Origin of the sequence: Jutongia hominis, from assembly GCF_014384965.1 — a bacterium.
Lineage (GTDB): Bacteria > Bacillota > Clostridia > Lachnospirales > Lachnospiraceae > Butyribacter > Butyribacter hominis.
Map to the genome: position 1 here is coordinate 194,417 of NZ_JACRSW010000001.1, position 21,898 is coordinate 216,314.

A 21,898-nucleotide genomic window follows, 5' to 3' on the forward strand; every position below is an offset into this window, starting at 1 on the left:
TTTGCCTATTGTGTACCAAATCCTGCATTCTGTCAATAGAAAAAACACACAAAATATCATATGTTTCTAATATTTTTTATCATTCTGTTTTGCACACCTTTTTTCTACCGAATATCCGTTTTTTTCCGCATTTTGATTATCTCTCTTTTACCAGTTTTTTCCTTATGTAATATTCTTCTTTCTGATAACTTTTATACGCTTTTTCATGTAAGATTTCTTTTGATACTTCTTTTTACCTGTCCGCTTTTTATATCTTCTCTCCTGCCTTCTCCTATATCTGTTTTCGGATCTCTTCTTCTACCTGTTTTACTTCCTCATAAAATTCTCTTGCAGATATCAGGCGACACCCTTGTCCTCTGATGATAAGCTGCTCTAATCCATCTGAAGTTGCTACCGTCACATGGTAATCGCGTCCCATTTTATGTGCGAGCTTTTCAATATACTGATCAGCCGTTTCTGCTTCTTTTGTATATACAACATGAATATTATGATAAGGAATCATCTGTCCTACATTTCCTTTTACACGATACGCATCAAACACAAGGATCAATGTACATTTTTTATATCCCTGGTAATTACACATAATATCCATTAGTCTGCCCCGTGCCGCATCAATATTGTCTTTTGCAAGTTCACTTAATTCTTGCCATGCAAAGACAATATTATAACCATCTACTAACAAATATTGTTCATCGGATTTTTTAGGACGCATTGCACTGCCATGCGAGATCACCCTTTTTTCAATACGTTTTTTCGTTTTCTTAGAATCCTTTCTTTTATTCGCCCCATAAGTCTGCTCAAAGATCCGGTTAATTTCTTCTTCTCCCATGAAATATTCTTCCTGTGGCTTCGGAACCCTCGTCTGCCATTCCGGTTCTTCTGCTTCTTCCTGCACAGATCCGGTCTGTAACGGCAGATGCATCTTTTGTTCTACTTCATACCATGGCACAACAATACCGCTTCCATGGCTGCAAAATACAGAAGCTGATGGATTGGCAATGTCCGCATCGGGATCATACCATGAATTTTCCAGAACTTCTTCTTCATTATGACATGGATAATATCCTTTCAGACTACATATGATCCGGCCGGTTCCTTTTGTATAAGAATGTACTTCCTGCTGGTAGTTACACATTGTCGCTACCGGTGCGATACCAACCAATACTGCCTGCTTATCATCCTGTGTTTCCGTCTTAAAGCTTGCACACATCTTCTCAAGATCCATCATCGCACGGCCTAAATTAGCTGCCGGTATCTCTAAACGAAACGCATAATAAGGTTCCAACAGACAACTTTGTGCTTTCATAAGTCCTTGTCTGACTGCACGATATGTCGCCTGTCTAAAGTCTCCGCCCTCTGTATGTTTGATATGCGCCTTTCCTGAAACTAATGTAATTTTGACATCCGTAAGTACTTTGCCTGCAAGCACACCGATAAACTCTCTTTCCGTCAAATGTGTCAGGATCAGGCGTTGCCAGTTCTTTGCCAAAAGATCTTCACTGCAGTCGGCAAGTACCTGTACGCCACTTCCATGCTCTCCGGGTTCAATTTTCAGGTGTACTTCTGCATAATGACGAAGCGGTTCAAAATGTCCGACTCCCTCCACCGTATCAAGTATGGTTTCTTTATAAACAATCTTTCCTTCCCCAAAATGTACATCTGCTTTAAAACGATCCCTGATCATGCAACGCAGAATTTCTATTTGTACTTCTCCCATGATCTGTGCCTGAATTTCACCGACTTTCTCATTCCAAACGATCTTTAGTTCGGGTTCCTCTTCCTCTAATTGGCGAAGCTGTGGTAAAAACTGATTGACACTGATATCATCCGGCAGGATCATGGCATATGTCAGCACCGGTTCTAACAACGGAAGATTTGCTTCTTTCTCTATTCCGAGGCCTTCTCCTGCATACGTATGGCTAAGTCCTGTCACAGCACAGATCATGCCTGCCTGTACTTCAGGCACGGCTTCATATTGCTCGCCGGAATACACACGGATCTGGTTGACTTTTTCTTCCCATTCCTGTTCTCCCTTATTCGTCAGCTTCTGACGTACTTTTAAGCTTCCTCCTGTAATCTTCATATAGGTCAGACGGTTATTTTGTTCATCTCTTGCAATCTTAAACACTCTTGCTCCAAAAAGATCTCCATACGTTACATCCTTTGTATATTCTTCTAATCCCTTTAAAAAAGAATCGACTCCATCTCCTTTTAATGCAGAGCCAAAAAAGCAGGGATACAACTTCTCACTTGCGATCAGTTCCTTAATCTCTTCCTTTTCAATTGTATTGCTTTCTAAATATTTTTCTAATAATCCATCATCACAAACAGCCACTTCTTCAAAGAACAGCTCATCTTTTTTTGTAAAAGAGACACAATGGCGATCCAGTCTTGTCTGTATTTCTTCCATCAGACTTTCCGGTGTTCTTCGTGCCTGATCCATCTTATTGATAAAAAGAAATGTTGGAATATGATATCTTTTTAAAAGCCGCCATAATGTCAGCGTGTGTCCCTGCACCCCATCAGATCCGTTGATCACAAGGATCGCATAGTCAAGCACTTGCAACGTACGCTCCATTTCAGCAGAAAAGTCTACATGTCCCGGTGTATCAAGCAATGTCACATCCCGGTCACCCAGCAAAAATTCAGCCTGCTTAGAAAAAATCGTAATACCGCGATCCTTCTCCATCTGATCGGTATCGAGATACGCATCTCCATTATCGACACGCCCCATCTTCCTGATCTTTCCACAATGATATAAAATGCTTTCTGAAAGCGTTGTTTTACCTGAATCCACGTGAGCTATCACACCCATGCACAAATGTTTCTTATTCATTTTTATCCTCATTTCCAAATATGTTATCTAAATAATGTTCTATCTGTATTAGTCTTTATTATAAAGACTAATACAGTAAAAGTCCATTTCCCCGCAAAGACTGTTATGAAAAAATTTTCCTCCTTTTTCCACGATACTACAAATAGAATTATCATTGTCTTTTCATAACAGATACGATACAATAATATCTTGATATTTTAATTTTTCAGGACTTTTAGAGGATTGGAGTTTTACAATTTTCAATACAGGGCTTTCAAAAGCGAATGCTTTGAAACATATACTTTTTTTAAATGCAGGTCTTTTTTTAATGAAAACTTTGAAGCTTTTCACTTTTTAGAATGAATTTTGAAAAACTTTAGTCCTTTCAAATATCATATATCATATTTTTACAACAAAATGTACTCTTGGAATCTTATGCATAAAAATCCAGCCGAAAGGATCTTCTTAGAGGACATACCTAGAGTACATAAAAGAGAAATGGAGGAATTTATGGACGGATTCTACTTAGTATTATGGCTTTTTTTCCTGTATTCTTTTGCAGGATGGTTCTTAGAAACAGGATTTTCGATCCTGTTAAAAAAACGGATGATCAACCGTGGTGTATTAAACGGACCGCTTTGTACAATTTATGGTGTAACTGCTTTGATCATCTCAATCGGTTTTTCCGAATTGCGCAACCAATGGTTCTTTCTCTTCCTGGGATGCGCAACTATTTCTACACTTGTAGAATGGTGTGCCGGACATTTTTTAGAAAAGATCAATCATAAAAAATGGTGGGATTATTCTAAGCGGAAATATAATGTAGATGGTTATATCTCTCTGGATTTTTCTATCCTATGGGGAATTCTCGGACTTCTTTGCCTGAAATTTGTCAATCCACTTTTGGTAAGGATCTATCAATGGCTTCCATCCTCTTTTGTACATATTACTTTGCTTGCTTTGACGATTCTTTTACTGATTGATATTCTCGGAACATATGCCGTTGCATTTCCGGCATTACGAAAAATCCGAACAATTGATGATGTAAGCGGAAATCTTCATCATCTCTCACAAAGATTGATCCACTGGATCAGAAAACGAATCCGCAGCCGTATTGAGAAAGCCTATCCTAATATTGCCAAAGACATTCCTGACACAGCCGGAAATTTTGCATCAGGATGCAGTTTTTATAAGATCATCATGCTCTTTTTTATCGGTTCTTTTCTCGGAGATATCATCGAAACGATTTTTTGTCGGCTGACTGCCGGTGTATGGATGAGTCGAAGCAGTGTTGTCTGGGGACCTTTTAGTATCGTCTGGGGCCTTGCACTTGCCTGCAGTACGATCCTTTTATATAACTACCGCAACCGGACAGATGGTCAGCTTTTCTTAATCGGCACAATACTGGGTGGTGTCTATGAATACCTTTGCAGCGTATTTACAGAGCTCTTTTTTGGCAAGATCTTTTGGGATTACAGCCATTTGCCATTTAACCTGGGCGGCCGCATTAATTTGCTGTATTGTTTCTTCTGGGGCTTTGCTGCTGTAATCTGGCTAAAAAAAGTCTATCCTGTCTTATCAGACTTAATCGAAAAAATACCACAAAAAGCCGGAAAGATTTTTTCATGGCTCTTTATGGTATTTATGATATGTAATATTGCCATCTCTTCTCTCGCTTTGTTACGATACAATACTCGTGACAAACAACCGAAAGCTCAAAATCAGATGGAGCAGTTCTTTGATACGCATTATGATGATGCAAAAATGGCTAAGATCTATCCTAATGCCAAATCGACGAACTAATAACAATCATTTAACAGCAACCAATTATCGGCAACCAATTAACAACAACCCATTAATGACAAATATCAAAGATAACAAAAACAAGGTTTCCATTCCAAGAAACCTTGTTTTTTATTATCTTTTTTTCATTTTAACAGGAAACACACCGGAAAAATATTTTCCTGCCTCTATTCTACTTATTAGCAGTCAAATTGTAACTATTCCGTTTTTTATTTTTATGTTGTTAGCGATTAAATTGTAACTGAACAATACTATATCTTCGAATTACAAATGTAACACGCGTTCTTTGATCTCCTGTGTTCGTCCCTGGTTCCAGAACTGTGTTCCGATATAACCGCAGGTTCTTCTGGCAACATTCATTTTGTCCTGATCCGTGTTACCGCAATTCGGGCATTTCCAGATCAGTTTTCCATGCTCATCGTTCACGATCTCGATCTGACCGCTGTAATCACAGACCTGACAATAGTCACTTTTTGTATTTAATTCAGCATACATGATATTATCATAGATAAATTGCATCACCTGTAAAACAGCATCAATATTATTTTCCATATTCGGCACTTCTACATAGCTGACCGCACCACCCGGTGATAAGTTTTGGAATTGTGCTTCGAATTTCAGCTTGTCAAATGCATTGATCTCTTCTGTCACATGCACATGGTAACTGTTGGTAATATAATTCTTATCTGTGACACCTTTAATGATGCCAAAACGTTTCTGAAGGCATTTTGCGAATTTATATGTTGTCGATTCCAATGGTGTGCCATACAGGCTGAAATCAATATTTTCTTCCTCTCTCCAACGGCTGCATGCATCATTTAATTTTTCCATGACCTTTAGTGCAAACGGGGTTGCTGACGGATCAGTATGCGATTTTCCTGTCATATAACGTGTACACTCACAAAGTCCTGCATATCCTAAAGAAATAGTAGAATATCCGTTATATAACAGTTTGTCAATAACTTCGCCTTTCTTCAGACGTGCCAATGCACCATACTGCCATAAGATCGGTGCAACATCAGAAGGTGTTCCTTTCAAACGGTTATGACGATACATCAACGCTTTTTTGCAAAGTTCCAATCTCTTGTCTAAGATTTTCCAGAAAGCTTCCTCATCTCCATCCGAAGAACATGCGACATCTACCAGATTGATCGTAACCACACCCTGGTTAAAACGTCCATAGAATTTCGGACGGTCTTTTTCATCATGATATACTGTCAGAAAACTGCGGCAGCCCATGCAAGGGTAGCAATTTCCGTCCTTCATTTTTTTCATGATCTTTTCTGAAATGTAATCAGGAACCATTCGTTTTGCCGTACATTTTGCTGCTAATTGTGTCAGATACCAATACTTCGATCCTTCTCTGACATTATCTTCTTCCAATACATAGAGAAGCTTCGGAAATGCCGGTGTGATATAAACACCTTTTTCATTTTTCACGCCTTGCATTCTCTGACGCAGGATCTCTTCCATGATCAAAGCAAGATCTTCTCTAAGTCTTCCTTCCGGTGCCTCGTCAAGATACATGAATACACTGACGAAAGGTGCCTGCCCATTCGTTGTCATCAATGTAATGACCTGATACTGGATCATCTGTACACCACGTTTGATCTCATCTCTTACGCGGATCTCGGCAATTTCATCCACCTGTTTACTATTATAGGACAAACCGGCTTCTTTTAATTCATTTTCAACCTGTTTTTTGTATTTCTGACGACTGATATCCACAAATGGAGCAAGATGCGTCAGACTGATGCTCTGTCCGCCATATTGCGAGCTGGCGATCTGTGCAATGCTTTGTGTTGCAATGTTGCATGCAGTCGAAAAGCTCTTAGGCTTTTCTATCATCGTTTCACTGATCACAGTTCCGTTTTGCAGCATATCCTCAAGATTGACCAGGCAGCAATTGTGCATATGCTGTGCGAAATAATCAGAATCGTGAAAATGAATAATTCCCTGCTCATGTGCACGTACAATCTCACTTGGCAGCAAAAAACGTTTTGTAATATCTTTGCTGACTTCCCCAGCCATATAATCTCTTTGCACACTGTTGACCGTAGGATTTTTGTTCGAATTTTCCTGCTTTACCATTTCATTGTTACATTCAAGCAGGCTTAATATCTGCTTATCCGTAGAATTTGCCTTACGAAGCAATGCACGATTGTAACGATATGTGATATATTTTCTTGCTACAGCAAATGCTCTTCGATCCATAATCTGTTCCTCCACCAGATCCTGGATTTCTTCCACACTTAAAGCCCGGTTCATATCCAGACAGATGTTCTCTACATCAGCCGTGATCAATTCGATCTGCTCTTTCGATAATCGCTCCTTTGTCGGCACTTCATAATTTGCTTTCGTAACGGCTGCTGTGATCTTTCTGGCATCAAACGTATCCTCAGAACCACTGCGCTTAATAATTTTCATCCTCATACCAGCTTTCTTTTTCTAGATTTATTCTGTGTGAACGCTTTACATAATACCATATCTTGTGTTCGTTTTCAATAGCATACATAAATATAGTATTTTTTCATGTATTTCCTACTTTTTATTTTCTTTTGTTTCTTCATTTGCCCTAATCTCATTCCATTTTTCACGGATCGGTTCTGTTTTCTTTTTAAAATGAATCATAAGATCTTTGACAGAAACTGCTTTCTGTCCCTTTGGATAAAATTTCATTGTCGGAAACGCATCCAGAATACGTCTGCTGCCAATAAAAGGATTCTTATCATTCAAACGATTCCTCTTTTCCCAGAAAATCCGGAATCGTTCCTCAAAAGTTGTAAGCTTTACACTATTTTCTTTCGGATCTCTCTTTAATGCCTTTAATTTACTATATAACTGTTCATTTTTCTGCTCAAAAGCAGCAAGAGACATTTTCTCGGAAAATTCTTTTCTCGTTTCTAACAGAAAATCTTTCACGGACTGCAATTGCACATCTTCAAGCAATTCCTCGATCTCCTTCTTAAAACCAAAAAGCGTTTCGAGCTGCTGACGGAAGTTGATCGTCCTGATCACGGTAACTACCGTATCGACAGCCATGAGCACTAAGATACCGGATACGATGTAAATACCAACCTCTTTCGGCACCATCTCTATCAGCATCGTAGCGAACGGCTGTAAGAAATCAAACATGATCAGTGATAAAATTCCCCAAAACATTGAAGGGATCAATGCAATTCGTCCATTCAGATTATAGGGATCTTTGGTATAGTCCCACCATCGTGTATGAAAACAAACCTCTAACAACCATGATGTCATATATTCCAAAAACGTTGCCACAAGCATTCCCATGATATATAACAGACTCGGAATCTTTGCAAACGGACGAAGTAAGATGTAAACGATCACAGCTCCAAATCCATACAGCGGAAGATACGGACCGATCAGAAAGCCACGGTTGACTACCTTCTTCGTCCGAACAGATACAAACGTACTTTCATAAATCCAGCCTGCCACACAAAAAATAATAAAATCAAATGCCACAAAATAAAGCGGCAGTCCCAACACTGTAATATGATCTAAAAACATATACCCTCTCTACTTTCTATACTTTTATTGTTCCATATAGTCACGATAAATACCATTCTTTCAAAATCCGATCTGTCGTTTTTAGCTGTTACCCTTCTATCTCTTCTTTGAATTCAAACTTCCAAAATAGCGTCTTTACTGACTTTTTCATTTATGTTATTCCGTTTCTTCTCTTGATTCCAAATCCTTTGATAACATTTCAAGATAATGAATATAGATCTGGTTGGTAAATCGGATGCGGTACGACTGATCTAACTCTTCTCTTCGAAAACTCTTTCTTCCACCATTCTTGGCTCTTTCCCAGAAAAACAAAACATCTTTAAAAGGAACATAATAATAAATATCTGCGTCTGAAAAATAAATGATCAAAAAAGAAATTCCCTGCTGCTGCTCATACTCTTTCATAAAATTCATCTGATGCTCATGAATATTATGGATCGGAAATACATCGGTCTTACATTCTTTTGCATCAAAGCAGATTGGAATGCCCTGTACATTTCCAACATAATCAACGGTACTTTTCTGCTCAAAATACGCTAATGTGATATGATGTTTTTCTTTGTCAATCTCCATTGGTGTGATCGGTGTTGGAATCTTTTGTACCAAAGCCAGCTTTTCCATGCGATATTTTTCATTTGTTATATTCAATGCTTCCTCCAAAACCGATCCTCTAAGACCCCTTGAGTTCCATGATGGCATCTCTAATTCCTCACTTTCATGCCCATTTTTTTAAGGATCGTCTGAAACTGCTCCGGTAATGGTGCCGTCCATTCTTTGCCATGCAAACGATCCGGCAAATAAGCTGCATCGCCTAAACATAACTTCCATGCGTGCAAAAGCTGGTATTGCAATCCAAATTCCTTTTGATAAAAAGAAGCATCTTTTCTGTTTCCGTATTTATGATCACCGATCAAAGGATGACCAATGCTTTGCAAATGTGCACGGATCTGATGGGATTTACCGGTGATCAGATCAACTTTTAACAAGGTATATTCTTCCTTTTGGTATCTTCCATATTCCAATGGCTCATAGGCTGTCAGAATCCGAACACTGCCTTCTTTCTTTGCTTTTTGTATCGTTACTTTATTGCTTTTTTCTTCTTTCTGCAAATAACCATCAATTGTTTCTTTTTGTGCAATACATCCCTTTACAATACAAAGATAATATTTATGTAATTCTCTTTCCTTAAAAAGCCGGTTCAGATATTGCAAGCTTTCTACTGTTTTTCCTGCAACGATCAACCCGGTTGTGTTGCGGTCCAGACGGTTGCATATGCCCGGTCGAAATACAGAATCCTGCTGCTGTTGCCGCGTCATAAGATAATCTGTAATGTATTCTACTAAAGAACGGTCTTCTTTCTTTGCTTTTTGTGATAACATCCCTGACGCTTTATTGACCACTAAAACTTCATCATCCTCATAGACAATAGCTAACGACTGCTCCTTTTTATTTACAGCTGTTTTGTTTGCATCTGTTTTATTTATCGCCGGTGCATTTACTGTCTGCTCTATTCCTCGAAATTTATCAATTGTTTCATCTGACAAAAAAAGCTTGATCTCATCACCTTCCTGTACTTTTTCCATTCCGGCTGCTTTTTTTCCGTTCAGCGTGATATTCTTTTTACGAAGCATTTTATAAAAGAAGCTTTTTGCCGCTTTAGACATATATTTTGCAAGATAACGATCCAGACGTTGTCCGGCTTCCTGCTTACTGACTACAATTACTCTCATATCATCCTCATTCCTATATCAACCAGAAAAACTCTCTGTCTTTGCATCCTTAGACGATCAGTGAAAGCAGATACGAATTGACTTTGTCTTCTTCATCCCGGTTCACCTCAACCGGCTGTACTTTACTTAATTCTCCCAAAAATGTTTTTTCACTATCGACTACTTTTACTTTATAGTTTCTTCCCCAGTTATGCACACCTTCTGTCAGATATTTCCGAACATAGTTAAGCTCCTGTTTTCCCTGTCCTAACAGACAGATAACCTGCCCGTTGCCAACTGCCGCAAGATCTAAATGCATGATCTTTTCCGGCGATGTGATCACAAGATCGGAATATAATTTCATCTCTTCACCGATCATATCTTTTGCTTTCTGATAACGTTCTTTTTGGGTCGTCTTAAATGGGAACAATACAATAAATGCAACTAATTGTTTGGCAGCCGGAAGAACGGCTAAAACGGCAATGATCGTAAAAAGGTTACGATTTGACATTTTGTTTAAGAACAAGCCAACCAAAAAGATGGCAACACCGATCAACGCAATAATGATCGTTCCAAGCAATGTTTTCTTTTTCCTTGCTGCTATATATCCATATTCGCCTCTTTTTTTATTCATGTTATTTTTTCCTTTCCTCTTTTTTCTTGTTTAGGTTTAATTTCCTCCTGAAAGATCTGTCTGAAACAAATCTTTTTGTTTTTCTTGTTTTTCCTATTATCCGGCTATTGGTAACGCCATCCCGGATAATATTTATTTTTCAATAATGTGGTACCGCTGCCCTGGCACCAGCCCAAGCCAAATCCATCAACACAGACTAATACATTGCCTCGATACGCCATATCTGTCTGTATGCTTTCTCCTTTCAGGTAACGGATCACCTGTGGATCGGCTGCCTGAAAATTGATCACCTGATCAAAATCCTCATCCCTCAAACACAACGCCAGCTGATGGGATAATACTGTTTTTTGCTTTATTTCACAGACTGCTACACCTTTATGCACAATCCGCAGCTTAGAAAGCGATTCGATCCACAAAGGCTCAAAAGAAATCTGATTATTGTGTGAAACATATCTTCCTTCTTCAAACGGAAGATGAGATAAAAACTCTTTTGTCTGCATATCTGCTTTTTGCACAGTCTGCCCTTGTGATGCTTTTTCGAATTTCTCCCTTCCTGATTTTCCTTTTTTCTTATCAGACTTGTTACGCTGATATTCTTTTTTCTTAGAAAAACTGCCTTTTTGCGATCTGTCCTCTATTGTGATCGTAAGATCTTCTATCGAATCTTCCAATTGCTTTTTATGCTCTTTTGTCAGACTTTCCCTGCTGCGCTGCGTTTCTTCTGCATCTGCCACAGAATCTCCCTTTTGCAAAAGTACAGCAAAATGTCCTTCCCCTTTTGCTTTATGCGGAAAGATCCTGACACAATGCTTTAATTCCTCTCTTGCTGCGATACCCTCCGGTCTTCCCGGCAAAAAGCCTTCTTTTCGTTCCACCGGGCACACTTTCATATCCTGATATATGTCTAAGAACCATTCGATCACAGCCTCGTCTTCCTGTAAAGAAAATGTACAAGTAGAATATACCATTTTTCCACCGGGTTTTAACATCTGATATGCCTGTGTCAAAATTTCTTTTTGTATCTTAGCATAGTATGCCGGTCCTTTCTCTTCCCAATCATGAACCATACGCGGCTCTCTTCGAAACATCCCCTCTCCGGAACATGGTGCATCGATCAACACTTTATCAAAAAAGTTTGTAAAAACAGAAGCAAGCTTCTCCGGTGTTTCTGCTGTCACAAGACAATTTTGAATACCTGCGATCTGCAGGTTTTTGGCTAATGCCATAGTTCTTGATACACTGATATCATTTGCTACCAGCAGTCCATGTCCCTGTAACTTTGCACCAAGCTCCGTTGCTTTCCCCCCCGGTGCAGCGCAAAGATCTAACACTTTATCTCCGGGTGTTACCGGAAGCAGACTTGCCGGGATCATCGCACTCGGTTCCTGAATATAATATAAACCGGCATAATAATAAGGATGTCTGGATGGTATCGGACTCTCCTGTTGACCTGATTCATTCTGTCCATTTCCCATTGCATCTTCAATATAAAATCCATTTTCCACCCATGGGATCGGACTTGTCCGAAAAGGATTGATCTTTTCCCATTGCTGTAACGATATTTTCCTGGTATTGATGCGTATCGCCTGATATGTTTTTTCTGACAGACTATCTATATAGTCTGTATATTCTTCTTGCAATAGTTCTTTCATATTTTCACAATATTTTTCAGGCAAATTTACCATAATGATCCTCTTTTTCTTCCCAGATTATAAATTTCATTTTTTCGTACTATGTACCTATTCTTTCTGTACCGAAACATCCGGTTTCCTGCAATGTACTTCTTCTTTTTTACCAAATATCCGGTTTCAAACTTCTAAGCATATTTCTATTCTGTCTGTTCGCAAATTTCCGATCACCGCTGTACACTTTGTACACGATAGGTCTCTGCAATAATATCTAACTGCTTATTAAAACGGATCAACAAATTCATATCATCTTTCAAATAAATCTTAAAAAATTCATTCTGAATCTTTGTGACTTCACGTTCATTTGCTACATAATACAGATTTTCGATATTATTTAAAATATCAGAGATGATCGTTGCTTTCTGACGGTTAGAATTTTGTGCATCCATGATCTCATCACGCACAGAAGCCATTTCATTATCCAGCATATCTACGGCATCTGCCGCACGCAGCAGTCTTTCTCTTAATTCATCCGGCATATGTTCTTTGTATTTGTATTGTAAAGAATGCTCGATTGTAGACCAGAAGTTCATTGCCAATGTACGGATCTGAATCTCAACGGCAAGTTTTTTCGGTCCTTTTACCGTCTGTACGGTATAATAAACAATCATATGATAACTGCGATACCCGCTTGGCTTGCTTTGTGTAATATAATCCTTTTCTAATTTTACTTCCATATCTGCACGATTACGAATAATATCCACAACAGTATCAATATCTTCTACAAATTGGCAAATAATACGAATCCCGGCAATATCTTCAATCTTTTCCTCTAATTCTTCCAGATTCACACCTTTTCTCTTTGCTTTTTCTAAAATACTCGACACCCTTTTCACACGACCACTGACCATTTCGATTGGTGAATACATCCTGCTATCCTGATATTGCTGCTTGATGTGCGTAAATTTCACAACCAGTTCATCCACTGCCAGACGATATGGTGCTAAAATTTTTCTCCAAAGCTGTGTTTCCATTTCAACCCTCCATTTTCCCTAAAACATTTTCCTTCTTATTTTAGTTTCAATAATACATCATATGGGTTCAGACTGCACTCTTCCCCCTTTTTATCCCGATAAATGCCAAAATGCAAATGAACTGCAAATTTGCCATGCGTACCTTCTTTTCCATAGCCGGTATCTCCCATCGTGCCAAGCAGCGTACCTGCTTTGACTTTTTTCCCTTTTTTTATACCGGGTGCATAGTTTCTCATATGTGCGTAGTAGTAATAAAAGCCACTTTTACTGCGAATGCCCAGACGATAACCTCCAAGCCGCAGCCAGCCGATCTGTTCGATCACACCATCTGTTGCCGACTGGATCTGAAAATATCCACTCCGGTCATTACTTGCCATAATATCGATTCCCTCATGAGACCTTTTACCGCCATACGACCTGACACCGCCATATCCATTATCAAAATCATACTGTTCTTTCTTCTTTGGATCTTTTCTGACCGGAAAACACTTCATTTCTTTGTCAATGGCACTTATCTGTGCTAACGAACAATCCATTGCCATATGATGAAAGTTTTCTTTGATGCAATAGATCTGCTGATGCCAGTAAACAAGAAAAATAATACTACACAGGCATCCTAGCCAAAAGCAAATTCCTTTAACCGATAAATATCTTTTATTCTTCTGGCTTTGATTATGGTATACGACTTTCTTTATTACTTTTTTTATAAATTCTTTTGTCAGATCTGCCTTTTTTTCCTTCTTTTTGATCATATGATAAGAATTGTCACTTTCTTTTTTATCAAGATATGCTTCATAAAAAAGACACATGACAATCAGAAAAGCAAATCTGTAAATATATCATCACAAACCCATTACATATTTCTGGATTTGTCAGCACAAGCTTTCATACATTCCATCACGCTGCCGCGGAAACCAGTCTGCTCTAAGACACGTACTGCCTCAATCGTTGTACCTGCCGGTGAACAAACCATATCTTTTAATTCTCCCGGATGTTTTCCGGTCTCTAAGACCATCTTTGCACTGCCCAGAACAGACTGTGCCGCAAACCGATATGCCTGTGCTCTTGGCATTCCTTCGGCAACCGCTGCATCTGCCATTGCTTCAATAAACATAAAAACATATGCCGGCGAACTTCCGCTGACGGCAATCACAGCATCCATCATGCTCTCTTTGATCACTTCTGCTTTTCCAAAGCTTTCTAACACTTCACAAACCTGCGTAAGTTCTTTGTCTGTAACCTGTTCATTAGGGCAGACAGCCGTAATGCCTTCTCCGACCAATGCCGGTGTATTTGGCATCGTACGAACAATCTTCGTATCTTTTCCAAGCTGTTCTTCCAGCCATGCCATTGTCTTACCTGCCGCAATTGACACAATGATCCTGTCTTTTGTTAATTTATCTTTAATCTCCCGAAGCACCTGTTCACAATATACCGGTTTTACAGCAAGAAAGATCATATCAGCTTTTGCTATTTCCTGATTGTCAAGCGTTGTTTGCACACCAAATTTGTCTTTTACGGCATCCAAAGTCTTTTGTGTTGCCGCAGATGCTATAATCTCATCTTTTGAAACGAGCTTTGCTTTTAAGATACCACCTATCATTGCCTGTGCCATATTTCCTGCTCCAATAAAACCAAAACGCATATTGTTCCTCCTTATGTTGCATGTTTTTTTATGTCTCTCTTTATTTTAACACGTTTCTATATACATTGCGATACTATTTTCCTTAACACTTCCTATTCTTTTTGCTAAACTTCCCACTTTTGAAATGTCATGGATGTAAACAGTGCCTTTTGAAAACTGTCAATCTTAGCAAGTTCTACATGATGGATTTCTTTTGCTTTTTGTTCCCATTCTTTTGCAATTTCAGTATTCAATAGCAATTGGGCTGCTCCTGTTCCTGCAGCATTTTTCACAAAATGAAGTTTTTCTTTCTCAACGTCCGGAAAAAGCCCGATCTCTAATGCATTAGAAACTTTCATACAACTGCCAAGCACACCTGTGATGACAATTTCATCCACCTGTGTAAGGGACAGATTACAAGTTTGTAAAAGGGTTCTAACCCCTGCCTGAATCGCTCCCTTCGCAAGCTGCAGATTACGGATGTCTGATTGCGAAAGGTAGATTTCTTTTTGACCCTGTCTTGTCAGAATAAAAATATTTTCCTGATTCTTTATTACAAGTTGTTTTGCTATCTGCTCTGATATTCCTTCTGCAAGAGCCTCCTCTTTTGAAATCAGATATCCATCTTCTCTTAACACTTTACTTTTTCGTAATTGTGCCAGAAGATCCACCAGACCGGTTCCACATATTCCTTTCGGGTGATCAGACTCTAACACTTCTAAGATCATATTCCCATTTTGAACGGCGATACGGACTCCATTAATGGCACCTGCTTTTGCTGTCATTCCACAATCTACTCCTTTTCCTTCAAAAGCCGGCCCTGCCGCTGTCGAACATACGGAAAGTTTTCCCTGATCATTCAAAATAATCTCTGCATTGGTTCCAAGATCGATTGCTAACTGCCTTTTCTTTTTTTCTTTTCCCAAAGCCAGCGCTCCGATCACTGCCAGTGCATCCCCGCCAACATGTGCCTGGATATTAGATAAAACAAGAATCGAGGCATTCGAAAAAAGGTTCATTCCGACCTCTTTGCCCTTACATTGATAATTTCCCGCATAATCACCTACAAAAGGTGCACCTGCCAGTCCTTTTACATCTCTTCCAAGAAAAAGATGACTCATCGTTGTATTTCCAACGACTGTAAATATGATATTCTGTTCATTTTTTCTTCCTGCTTTCCGCAAAATATTTTCCGCCATAGATTCTATTTGCTGTACAACCATTTGTTGCAATTCTTTTTCTTTTCCCCGGATAGCATGCATGATCCGCATCATAACATCGGATCCTAATTGTGTCTGCACATTTACCTGCGAACATTCGCCCAAAGAACTTCCATCACAAAGTAAGATCCCTGTCATCGCAATCGTCGTGGTACCAAGATCCACTGCAAAGCCAATCCCATCTCTTCCGGGATTTTTAATAGCAATGGGCTCATTCATTTTCTTTGATTCTTTTTTCACATTTCGAATTACAATCATATCTTTCTATTCCATTCTTTTTACACTTCTACTATACGAGCATTTTCCTATTTCATAAAAAAGCTGTCGCACTATAAAATAGTGCGACAGCCCATTTTGCTCTGTTATAGACATTGTGATTTATTTCGCATAGTCTGTTGCTCTGGATTCACGAATGACATTTACTTTGATCTGTCCCGGATATTTCAATTCGTCTTCAATCTGCTTTGAAATATCACGAGCTAAAAGTACCATTTCATCATCTGATACTTTTTCAGGAATAACCATAACTCGTAATTCACGGCCTGCCTGTATTGCAAATGACTTATCGACACCTTTAAAGCTATTTGAAATATTTTCTAACTGTTTCAATCTGTTTGTGTATGTTTCTAACGTCTCTCTACGAGCACCCGGACGTGCCGCAGAAATCGTATCTGCTGCCTGAACAATACAGGCGATAAGGCTCTCAGGTTCCACATCACCATGATGTGCTTCTACAGCATTGATAACAATACCTGATTCCTTATATTTACGACAAAGATCTGCACCGATCTGTACATGAGTACCTTCCATGTCCTGATCAACAGATTTGCCAATATCATGCAATAAACCAGCACGTTTTGCTGTTCGTACATCCACACCAATCTCTCCTGCAAGAAGACCAGACAGATGTGCTACTTCAATAGAATGTTTTAAAGCATTCTGACCATAGCTGGTTCTAAATTTCATTCTTCCTAACAAACGAATAAGTTCCGGATGTATTCCGTGAACACCAACCTCAAGCGTTGCTGCTTCACCTTCTTCACGAATCATAGAGTCAACTTCTTTTCTGGCTTTCTCAACCATCTCTTCAATTCTGGCCGGATGAATTCTTCCATCAACTATAAGTTTCTCAAGAGCAATTCGTGCAACTTCTCTTCTCACTCCATCAAATCCCGATAAAACAACTGCTTCCGGAGTATCATCAATAATCAGATTTACACCGGTCATTGTTTCAAGAGTACGAATATTTCGACCTTCACGACCGATAATTCTACCCTTCATTTCATCATTAGGCAGCTGAACCACAGTGATTGTGTTTTCTGCAACCTGATCTGCTGCACAACGCTGAATTGCTGTAACAACATAATCTTTTGCCTTTTTATCAGCTTCCTCTTTTGCTTTTCTTTCGAGTTCTTTTACAAGAACCGCAGTTTCATGCTTAACATCTTCTTCAACAGATTTTAACAGATATTCCTTAGCCTGCTCTGTAGTTAGTCCGGAAATTTTTTCAAGCTCTTTTAAATGACTGTTCTTAATCTCTGCCAATTCTTTTTTCTGCTTATCTAAATCGGCATCCTTTTCATTTAATTTTGCTTCTTTCTTTTCTAATACATCAGCTTTCTTATCCAGAGCTTCCTCTTTCGACAATACACGTTTCTCATACCGCTGAATCTCTGCTCTTCTTTCTTTGGATTCACGTTCAATCTCATTTTTGTTCTTAAGCGCTTCTTCCTTAGCTTCCAGCAAAGCTTCGCGTTTTTTTGTCTCTGCTGTCTTCAAAGCCTCATCAATAATTACCCTGGCTTTTTCTTCTGCATTACCAACTTTTGCTTCTTCTTCTCTTTTATACTTCTGAACAGAAACATTGCCGGCAGCCAATGCAGTAACAACAGCTACAACAAGTATGATCACAATGGCTACGATTACATATACCGCCATTGACATCGAATAGGAGCACCTCCTTATTTTTTTCATTGCATTATAAACACAACACTATAATTTTATACTTTATACACAAATATGTCAAGAAAGTAATCCACAGAATCTCCCCGAAATATACAACAAATTGTCGGATATCCTTATGTATTTCCATTGCGATAAGATTCCAGTTCCCGAAATATGGAATCTGTTCGAAATCCTTTCCGGTATAATCGTGCGATATATTTTTGTTTCTCCTGATAAGACATCCGGTCAAAAAAATCCCGCTGTCCTTTTGTAAGCTTTCGAATTTCTTTTCGAAGTGCCATAGAATCATCCCAATCAATATTTTCCAATGCTTCTTCAATCAACAAATCGTCTACATGTCTCTTTTGCAAATCCAGACGGATTCTCTGAATACTACGGCTTTCTTTATAGATTTCCGCGAAACGCATAGCATATCTGCGGTCATCAATATAGTGAAAGCTCTCTACATAAGCGATCGCATCTTCTATCACTTCTTCTTCAAATCCATGCTGCTGTAACTTGTCACGTAATTCCCATTCTGTTCTGTCATTGTGTAATAGAATTGCCATCGCCTTTTTTCTTCCCAGGTTAAACTTTTCTTCCATGTGCATCCTCATTCTGATCATTTCAGAAAAGCTGCCGATATTTTCATATCAACAGCCCTTTCAATTTTATCCATTTTAGTATTCTTATTATTTTTCAGCGACGTTTTTTGATGTCTTAGAAACAGTACCATCTTCCTTTGCTGTCTGCTCTGCATCCTTTACATCTTCCGATGCTTCGTTGGCATCTTTATTAAAGAACTTATCTCTTACCTTTTGCTCTACTTCTGCTAAAATATCAGGATGTTCGATCAGATATGTCTTTGCATTCTCACGTCCCTGACCAATCTTATTGCCTTCATATGCATACCATGCACCGCTCTTTACAACAATACCTTCTTCTGCTGCCAGATCCAGAATCTCACCTTCACGCGAAATTCCCTCTCCATAAATAATATCAACTTCTGCTGTACGGAATGGAGGTGCAACTTTATTCTTCACAACTTTGATCTTGGTACGGTTACCGATTGGTTCTCCATCTTTTTTGATCTGCTCTCCACGTCTGACTTCGAGTCTGACAGAGGAGTAATATTTTAAAGCTCGACCACCTGTCGTCGTCTCCGGATTACCAAACATCACACCGACTTTTTCACGTAACTGGTTAATAAATACAACGCTGCAGCTTGTCTTGCCGATCACACCTGTTAATTTACGCAATGCCTGTGACATCAGTCTTGCCTGTAAACCAACATGACTGTCTCCCATATCACCCTCGATCTCAGCTTTCGGAACCAAAGCAGCAACCGAATCGACAATAACAATGTCAATCGCTGTAGAACGCACCATTGTCTCAGCAATCTCTAATGCCTGTTCGCCGGTATCCGGCTGTGAAATATAAAGATTATCAATATCTACACCTATCTTCTTGGCATATATAGGATCTAACGCATGCTCTGCATCAATAAAACCGGCAATTCCACCTTGCTTTTGCACTTCGGCTACCATATGTAATGCTACCGTTGTCTTACCACCGGATTCCGGTCCGTAAATCTCAATGATTCGTCCCTTCGGAATACCGCCTACTCCCAATGCCAGATCCAACCCCAGTGAACCGGATGGTACAGTTTCTACATTCAAATGAGCAGTATCGCCCAGTTTCATAACAGATCCTTTTCCATACTGCTTTTCAATCTGTGCCATTGCTGCCGCTAATGCTTTTTGTTTATTCTCATCAATCGTAACTTCTTTTGCCATGTCATTTTCCTTTCTTGTCTGTTCTGTATTACGACTCTCCCCTTCATTTTACGAACAGATGTTCTTTTGGTATCATAATCCATTTTCAGAATTCTGTCAACTACTTTTCTACCGGCATTTGTATCTGCTTATAAAAAACTTTTCCAGCAGATACAAAAAAACTTATTTCTGCAATCTTTTCACAATGCTGTCTATGGCTGTCATTCATTCCGACAACATCGTTTAATGGAAACCTATCATAATTTTCCTTTCCCTGTCAATGGAAATAATCCACAAAGAAGATCAGTTCGTTTTGTCCATATTGATCGTCCTGTATTTTTGTGTATACTCTGTCACATATTGTTGTGTGATCAAATGATATTTTTTCAATTCACGAAGTGTCTGCACAAACTCTTCTCCACTGATCGGAGCTGTCAACAATGCATCTAATGTGATCTCTACTTTTTCTTTATATCCCTCCAGGTTGATAATTCCGTTTTTACACAAAATACTATTGCGGTATACTTCTTTAAAATATTCATTAAAATATGTTGAAGATGTTACTTTATCATCTACTAAAAATGCAACATCCGGAAGAAGAACACTTTGCAGATTAGCAACAGAGGTATTTGTCAGATAAATCCCCGGATCAATCCGAAATGTATTTTTCGTAAATTCCAGATTGCCCTGGTTATTTTTTTCTCTATATGCCGGAAGAAACGGCCGAAACATTTTACCGATAAAGGAATTATATTTATAAAAAGCATAGTCCTTCTGCGGATCTGCAGGAACATTCTTTACCAGCAGAATTCCTTTGATATCCATTAAAGGCACTTCAAACTCTTCGACCTGTGCAGACATGATCATAAAATGCAACATTGTATCGGTTCGCCATACAACAGCCGGTGATTGTTCAATCTGCTTTTCCGGATAAGAATCCACCATAACTTTTACATGAATCTGATTCACTTTATGCTTTTTCATGTTTTTTTTCATTGTTTTGGCATCAACAGAATGTAAAAATTTTGTCTTTTCCTGTTCTTTTTTATAACGATTGCTCTTTTGTCTGCCTGTCTCCTGTTCTTTTTTTAAACGATCATTTCGCTCCTTTGAACCATTTTCCTGTTCTTTGGATGAATCCGAACTCTGCCCCTTTGATCCGTCTGCCGATTCTTTTACTTTTGGTTTCGAAGTTTTCTTCTTATGTGGTTTTTCAAGATCTTTTAATGATACAGACTGTGATGTAACCAGGCCTACAAAACCAAAGCCGGCTGCACCCGCTCCCAATGCAGGCATTCCAAGTGCAAGTGCTGCCGCAAGCAGGATTAGGGCTGCTGTTCCCAGCGCGATCACCGACCACAAAAAAAGTTTTGTTCTGAAATTTCCATGCACCAGGCTGTTTGCTATCTTTTGCAGCATTTAACGCAGTCTCCCTCCTTCATAATGTTCTAAAGCATCCAGACAATGCAGTATGGAATCATATTGTTCTTCTGCTGTTCCATCCTCTAATACAATGTCTAATGCAACCGCTATATTCATAAGCAGATTTTTTGTCAGATATTTTTTTAAGCCTTTAAAGATTTCTCTTTTCTGATGAAAGCTTTCTGCATCCAGAAGCTGCATCATCCCCATTGTTCCAATCTCTTTAGCACTCATTTTATCCTCAAGGAATTTTTCCGCCCTTCCTTCCAGAAAGATGTCATGAAGTTCTTCCTTTGAAAATTCTTTCAAACTATTCGCCGGCTGTTTTATATCTTCTGTATGCAAAGATTTTTCTGTAGGTTCCTTCTTTTGCAATTTATTTGTCAAAACACTGGCTGCCTGCTCATTTTTATACCCATCTTCCTGCAATGAACATTCTATCTGTCTCTTTTGTATATCGGATTGTAATCCCTCCGGCATAATTCGTTCAAAACGATACTTCTGTGAGGCATTTGGATATTTTCCCGTATCAACCGGTGCCATAAAATTTTCATAATTTCTGACCCAGCATTCATATGGCGGATACATTCCCTGGTAAACTACAATTTTGTCTAATGTTTCACTATCTTTTGCAATCTCTCTTATCTGATATACATTTCCTTTAAAATGTCTGTAAAATTCTCCTATCTGTAATTCTCTTTCCATATATACCACTCTTTTCTGTCAAAATAAAGCAAGGTGTCAAAAAATACATTATCT

General features: G+C 38.8%; 17 protein-coding genes. 1 reads left to right on the forward strand and 16 read right to left on the reverse strand.

What is annotated here, in order from left to right:
- Window positions 1-271: 271 nt before the first annotated feature.
- Window positions 272-2,836 (reverse strand): translation factor GTPase family protein, encoded by a 2,565-nt coding sequence (locus H8700_RS00810; protein WP_249302268.1) that lies wholly within the window; start codon window positions 2,834-2,836, stop codon window positions 272-274.
- A gap of 489 nt (window positions 2,837-3,325) precedes the next feature.
- Between H8700_RS00810 and H8700_RS00815 the strand changes: the two genes are divergently transcribed.
- Window positions 3,326-4,618 carry a putative ABC transporter permease gene (locus tag H8700_RS00815; RefSeq protein WP_249302270.1) on the forward strand — a complete coding sequence of 431 codons (1,293 nt, stop codon included), beginning with the start codon at window positions 3,326-3,328 and terminating at the stop codon, window positions 4,616-4,618.
- 264 nt (window positions 4,619-4,882) lie between these two features.
- Here the strand turns inward: H8700_RS00815 and nrdD are convergent, their stop codons facing one another.
- The 15 genes from nrdD to H8700_RS00890 all read right to left on the reverse strand — a co-directional run bounded on the left by nrdD (window position 4,883) and on the right by H8700_RS00890 (window position 21,844).
- On the reverse strand, window positions 4,883-7,045 hold the full coding sequence (gene nrdD / locus H8700_RS00820) for an anaerobic ribonucleoside-triphosphate reductase (RefSeq protein WP_249302272.1): 2,163 nt from the start codon (window positions 7,043-7,045) through the stop codon (window positions 4,883-4,885).
- Between the two features lie 114 nt (window positions 7,046-7,159).
- A complete protein-coding gene (locus tag H8700_RS00825; RefSeq protein ID WP_249302274.1) occupies window positions 7,160-8,149 on the reverse strand; it encodes a putative ABC transporter permease in 990 nt (329 codons plus the stop codon).
- Between the two features lie 156 nt (window positions 8,150-8,305).
- Window positions 8,306-8,848 (reverse strand): Holliday junction resolvase RecU, encoded by a 543-nt coding sequence (locus H8700_RS00830; protein WP_249302276.1) that lies wholly within the window; start codon window positions 8,846-8,848, stop codon window positions 8,306-8,308.
- A 2-nt stretch (window positions 8,849-8,850) separates the two neighbouring features.
- A complete protein-coding gene (locus H8700_RS00835) occupies window positions 8,851-9,879 on the reverse strand; it encodes an RluA family pseudouridine synthase (protein ID WP_249302278.1) in 1,029 nt (342 codons plus the stop codon).
- A gap of 49 nt (window positions 9,880-9,928) precedes the next feature.
- Window positions 9,929-10,492: a hypothetical protein gene (locus H8700_RS00840; RefSeq protein ID WP_249302280.1), complete on the reverse strand. Its 564-nt coding sequence runs from the start codon at window positions 10,490-10,492 to the stop codon at window positions 9,929-9,931.
- A gap of 104 nt (window positions 10,493-10,596) precedes the next feature.
- Window positions 10,597-12,177, reverse strand: a complete 1,581-nt coding sequence (locus tag H8700_RS00845; protein WP_249302282.1) for a methyltransferase RsmF C-terminal domain-like protein — start codon at window positions 12,175-12,177, stop codon at window positions 10,597-10,599.
- Window positions 12,178-12,347: 170 nt separating this feature from the next.
- A complete protein-coding gene (locus H8700_RS00850) occupies window positions 12,348-13,154 on the reverse strand; it encodes a GTP pyrophosphokinase (protein ID WP_249302284.1) in 807 nt (268 codons plus the stop codon).
- Window positions 13,155-13,189: 35 nt separating this feature from the next.
- The gene (locus H8700_RS00855; RefSeq protein WP_249302286.1) at window positions 13,190-13,906 is read right to left on the reverse strand and encodes a M23 family metallopeptidase; all 717 of its coding nucleotides are present in this window, start codon (window positions 13,904-13,906) and stop codon (window positions 13,190-13,192) included.
- A gap of 101 nt (window positions 13,907-14,007) precedes the next feature.
- The gene (gene proC / locus H8700_RS00860; RefSeq protein WP_022141381.1) at window positions 14,008-14,799 is read right to left on the reverse strand and encodes a pyrroline-5-carboxylate reductase; all 792 of its coding nucleotides are present in this window, start codon (window positions 14,797-14,799) and stop codon (window positions 14,008-14,010) included.
- 104 nt (window positions 14,800-14,903) lie between these two features.
- On the reverse strand, window positions 14,904-16,256 hold the full coding sequence (locus H8700_RS00865; RefSeq protein ID WP_249302289.1) for an ASKHA domain-containing protein: 1,353 nt from the start codon (window positions 16,254-16,256) through the stop codon (window positions 14,904-14,906).
- Window positions 16,257-16,376: 120 nt separating this feature from the next.
- A complete protein-coding gene (gene rny, locus H8700_RS00870; RefSeq protein ID WP_249302451.1) occupies window positions 16,377-17,936 on the reverse strand; it encodes a ribonuclease Y in 1,560 nt (519 codons plus the stop codon).
- Window positions 17,937-18,076: 140 nt separating this feature from the next.
- On the reverse strand, window positions 18,077-18,547 hold the full coding sequence (locus H8700_RS00875; RefSeq protein ID WP_249302297.1) for a regulatory protein RecX: 471 nt from the start codon (window positions 18,545-18,547) through the stop codon (window positions 18,077-18,079).
- An 87-nt stretch (window positions 18,548-18,634) separates the two neighbouring features.
- A complete protein-coding gene (recA, locus tag H8700_RS00880) occupies window positions 18,635-19,738 on the reverse strand; it encodes a recombinase RecA (protein ID WP_249302301.1) in 1,104 nt (367 codons plus the stop codon).
- 282 nt (window positions 19,739-20,020) lie between these two features.
- A complete protein-coding gene (locus H8700_RS00885; RefSeq protein WP_249302303.1) occupies window positions 20,021-21,136 on the reverse strand; it encodes a hypothetical protein in 1,116 nt (371 codons plus the stop codon).
- On the reverse strand, window positions 21,137-21,844 hold the full coding sequence (locus H8700_RS00890; protein WP_249302305.1) for a DUF1653 domain-containing protein: 708 nt from the start codon (window positions 21,842-21,844) through the stop codon (window positions 21,137-21,139).
- Window positions 21,845-21,898: the final 54 nt, after the last annotated feature.

Excerpts from the sequence above, each read along its gene's own strand:
- nrdD (WP_249302272.1), bottom strand. The coding sequence starts at position 7,045 with ATGAAAATTATTAAGCGCAGTGGTTCTGAGGATACGTTTGATGCCAGA.
- H8700_RS00845 (WP_249302282.1), bottom strand. The coding sequence starts at position 12,177 with ATGGTAAATTTGCCTGAAAAATATTGTGAAAATATGAAAGAACTATTG.
- H8700_RS00850 (WP_249302284.1), bottom strand. The coding sequence starts at position 13,154 with ATGGAAACACAGCTTTGGAGAAAAATTTTAGCACCATATCGTCTGGCA.
- H8700_RS00885 (WP_249302303.1), bottom strand. The coding sequence starts at position 21,136 with ATGCTGCAAAAGATAGCAAACAGCCTGGTGCATGGAAATTTCAGAACA.
- H8700_RS00825 (WP_249302274.1), bottom strand. The coding sequence starts at position 8,149 with ATGTTTTTAGATCATATTACAGTGTTGGGACTGCCGCTTTATTTTGTG.
- H8700_RS00840 (WP_249302280.1), bottom strand. The coding sequence starts at position 10,492 with ATGAATAAAAAAAGAGGCGAATATGGATATATAGCAGCAAGGAAAAAG.
- H8700_RS00810 (WP_249302268.1), bottom strand. The coding sequence starts at position 2,836 with ATGAATAAGAAACATTTGTGCATGGGTGTGATAGCTCACGTGGATTCA.
- H8700_RS00875 (WP_249302297.1), bottom strand. The coding sequence starts at position 18,547 with ATGGAAGAAAAGTTTAACCTGGGAAGAAAAAAGGCGATGGCAATTCTA.
- rny (WP_249302451.1), bottom strand. The coding sequence starts at position 17,936 with ATGGCGGTATATGTAATCGTAGCCATTGTGATCATACTTGTTGTAGCT.
- H8700_RS00890 (WP_249302305.1), bottom strand. The coding sequence starts at position 21,844 with ATGGAAAGAGAATTACAGATAGGAGAATTTTACAGACATTTTAAAGGA.
- recA (WP_249302301.1), bottom strand. The coding sequence starts at position 19,738 with ATGGCAAAAGAAGTTACGATTGATGAGAATAAACAAAAAGCATTAGCG.
- H8700_RS00865 (WP_249302289.1), bottom strand. The coding sequence starts at position 16,256 with ATGATTGTAATTCGAAATGTGAAAAAAGAATCAAAGAAAATGAATGAG.
- H8700_RS00835 (WP_249302278.1), bottom strand. The coding sequence starts at position 9,879 with ATGAGAGTAATTGTAGTCAGTAAGCAGGAAGCCGGACAACGTCTGGAT.
- proC (WP_022141381.1), bottom strand. The coding sequence starts at position 14,799 with ATGCGTTTTGGTTTTATTGGAGCAGGAAATATGGCACAGGCAATGATA.
- H8700_RS00815 (WP_249302270.1), top strand. The coding sequence starts at position 3,326 with ATGGACGGATTCTACTTAGTATTATGGCTTTTTTTCCTGTATTCTTTT.
- H8700_RS00830 (WP_249302276.1), bottom strand. The coding sequence starts at position 8,848 with ATGCCATCATGGAACTCAAGGGGTCTTAGAGGATCGGTTTTGGAGGAA.
- H8700_RS00855 (WP_249302286.1), bottom strand. The coding sequence starts at position 13,906 with ATGATCAAAAAGAAGGAAAAAAAGGCAGATCTGACAAAAGAATTTATA.